This is a genomic window from Pontibacter sp. HJ8 (genome assembly GCF_054824225.1).
In genome coordinates this window covers 1-3145 of the sequence record NZ_JSYF01000467.1, presented here as the reverse complement: position 1 = coordinate 3145, position 3145 = coordinate 1, and the positions used below count along the sequence as shown (strand labels likewise).

Here is a 3145-nt window from a genome sequence, read left to right as displayed (position 1 = left end):
TGGATATGCTAACAGATACTGATAACCCAGCTTCCTTACAACCGGATACGCTCACCATTCTGGTGCCTGTGTATAACGAAGCAGACTGTCTGGTGCGCTTATGCGAAGCGTTGGACGCTTTTCTGGCTCAGTCGCCTATGCCAACGGATGTGCTGTTTGTAAACGACGGTTCAACGGATGAAAGTCTGGTATTCATTCAGAACATCTGCCACAGCAAGAGCAGCTACAGTTATATCTCCTTAAGCAAAAACCAGGGGCTGAGTACGGCTATGAAAGCCGGAATCGATCACTGCAACAGTACTTACATAGGCTACATGGACTCTGACCTGCAGACCTCACCACTGGACTTTCTGCTTTTCTTTGAGTACCTGCCAGCCTATCAGATGGTAAACGGCATTCGCACCAGGCGCAAGGATACGTTTGTGAAGAAGATCTCTTCTAAAATAGCCAACAGCTTCCGGCGCCGCATGATACAGGATGGCATTGAAGATACAGGCTGCCCGCTTAAGATCATGGAAGCTTCCAGCGCCAGGCAAGTGCCCTTTTTTGATGGGATGCACCGCTTTCTGCCGGCGCTCATACAGCTGCAGGGGGGCAGGGTGAAGCAGGTTCCGGTCCAGCATTTCGAACGCTATGCGGGCACGTCCAAGTATCACCTGTTCAACCGCCTCTGGGGCCCGCTCCAGGATACCTTCGCCTTCCGGTGGATGAGCAAACGCTACATCCGCTATACCGTCTCCGAGCAACTGATACACCAGACAACGCCTAGCCATGAGCAAATCTGAAGTAGGCGTATATAGTATTGGCCTGTTGGCACAGGGCCTGTTTTCCGCCCGGATACTGGTGCAATGGATACAGTCGGAGCGGGCCGGTCGGGTACTCTCACCTTCCTCGTTCTGGACGTTCAGCTTAGTTGCTTCTTTTCTGCTGATGGTGTACGGAGCGCTTCGGAATGACCTGGTCATCATTGGCGGTCAGTTGATATCCTACCTTATCTACATGCGGAACCTGCAGTTCAAGGGGATGTGGAATGAGTTGCCGGAGTGGGTGAGGTGGGCTTCGGTGCTTTTCCCGGTGATGGCCTTGTGCTGGCTGCTTTTTGGGGACATCTACAGCCTGGGCTACATCTGGGAGCATAGTAAAATTTCGGGTACGCTGGTGGCTTGGGGCGGTCTGGGACAGGCCGTCTTCACGCTGCGCTTTGTATACCAGTGGTACTTCTCTGAAATGGCCCATGAATCGATCCTGCCGAATGGTTTTTGGGTGCTCAGCCTGATGGGCAGCCTCATGATTGTTTCTTATGCGGTGCTGCGACTGGACCCGGTCTTGTTTCTGGGACAAGTTGTAGGCCTGGTAGCTTATTCCCGGAATCTATACCTGGGTTTGCGGCAGCAGGCAGCGCAGCAACGCGCAAGCGGTAAATCCGATGCCCTCTAACCCAATCTGGCAACGCAGCCATCTCCTGGCCGCTGGCATTCTGCTTTTTTTGCTGGTACCGTTGCTCTATAATCTGGGCGGATGGGGCGTGCTGGAAACCAGTGAGGCCCGTTATGCTGAGATCAGCCGGGAGATGCTGGAAAGCGGTGATTGGCTGCACCCGCGCCTGCTGGGCATTCAGCACTTTCATAAGCCTCCCGTGACTTACATGATTACAGCGACAGGTATGGGGATCTTTGGGGCGCATGAATTTGGGGCGCGCTTCTTTCTGCAGATCTCCCTGCTGGTACAGGCCCTGTTGGTATACCTGATCGGGCTGGCGCTTTACAGGGAGCGGGGAGTGGCGCTTACGGCCATGTTGGTCTACCTAACGATCCCGGTCGTGCTGATCTCTTCCCGCAATCTAACCACCGATTCTTTCCTGACTACGTTTGAGCTGCTTTCCATCTGGAGCTGGCTCAGGTATAAACCAGCCAGGCAACCTGGTTGGCTATACCTGTTTTATTTTTCTCTGGCCCTGGCTTTTCTTACAAAGGGTCCTGTAGGTCTTATTTTTCCGGTGATGGTCGTGCTGGGGTATAAGCCTGTAAGTACGGCCAAAGCCAGTTTGTCTCACCACCTGCTGGCCTTGTTTCTTTTCCTGCTGCTGGCTTCTTCCTGGTACCTATACCTGATGCTGAAGGACAAGCAGTTTGTGGATTATTTCATCCTCAACCATACGGTAGACCGCTACGCCAACCCAGAAACATTCGGCCGCTCCAAACCCTGGTGGTTCTACCTGGTGCTGGCCCCGGCCCTGAGCCTACCCTGGTCGGCCGTGCTGCTGTTCAACTTCGGGCATCTCAAAAGGCTGTCACTTCCCCATAAACGACTTTTTGTTCTCTGGTTGTTGGTGCCGTTGGTTTTCTTCTCCCTCTCCGGCTCCAAACTCATCCTGTATATTTTGCCGCTGTTTGCCGGACTGGCGCTTTTGGTTGCCAGCCTGTTGCATGCCTTGCCGGAAGCTACAAACCGCAAAGTTTTCAAAGGCTCGTTCGCTTACTATACCTTCCTTGCGTTTGCGTTGCTGGTAATTCCTTTTCTGCCAGTAGGGCTGGTGCTTCCGTGGCCGGCATTGATGTATCCGGTTCTGGTAATTGTGGGATTATACTTTGTCTGGCAAGTGAAGAAGGAAAGCTTAAACCAGGTATGTGCAACCGCTTTGTTGTTTACCGGGTTATTGCTTCCGTATTCCACCCACCTGTTGGGAGCGAATGCCGCCCGATTGAAAAATTCTACAGATTTGGCGGCCGCCCTGCGGCGGGAGGGGCTGCACAGTCGACAAATACTGGTATATGACCGGCTATTGCCTTCGCTGGCCTTCGGGTTAGGGCGGAATGTCATCTCTGTGCAGGACCAGCACAAAAGCCTGCAGCGGGAAACACAGTTTGAGCAGACTGCTGCCTGGCAAGCGTCCCTCATACGACTCAGCGAGCCAACTGATAGCGCCAGACTGAGTCAGCTCCTCACAGATGAATCGGTACTGGTGGTGAAAACGGAGCTGCCAGCGGGCAGGGAGTGGCTTGGGAGCAAGTTCAAGCATAGGAAAATGGTAGGGGAGTGGGTGCTGTATTATTGAAGCAAGGCAGAGGCTGCAAGCTGCTTGTACTTTTCATGTGACCGTGTACACTATAGTCGGTTAAAACCAAATTACCCCTTGCTGTCTATC

General features: G+C 53.1%; 3 protein-coding genes. All 3 read left to right on the top strand.

What is annotated here, in order from left to right; translation table 11 throughout:
* On the top strand, positions 1–785 hold a 785-nt coding region (locus OB13_RS17950), incomplete at its 5' end, for a glycosyltransferase (RefSeq protein ID WP_461491562.1).
* Positions 772–1437, top strand: coding sequence for a lipid-A-disaccharide synthase N-terminal domain-containing protein (locus OB13_RS17945; protein ID WP_461491561.1), 666 nt, complete (start codon positions 772–774; stop codon positions 1435–1437). The genes OB13_RS17950 and OB13_RS17945, both read left to right, overlap by 14 nt.
* Positions 1427–3055 carry a phospholipid carrier-dependent glycosyltransferase gene (locus tag OB13_RS17940; protein WP_461491560.1) on the top strand — a complete coding sequence of 543 codons (1629 nt, stop codon included), beginning with the start codon at positions 1427–1429 and terminating at the stop codon, positions 3053–3055. The genes OB13_RS17945 and OB13_RS17940 overlap by 11 nt, the downstream gene beginning before the upstream one ends.
* Positions 3056–3145 lie beyond the last annotated feature (90 nt).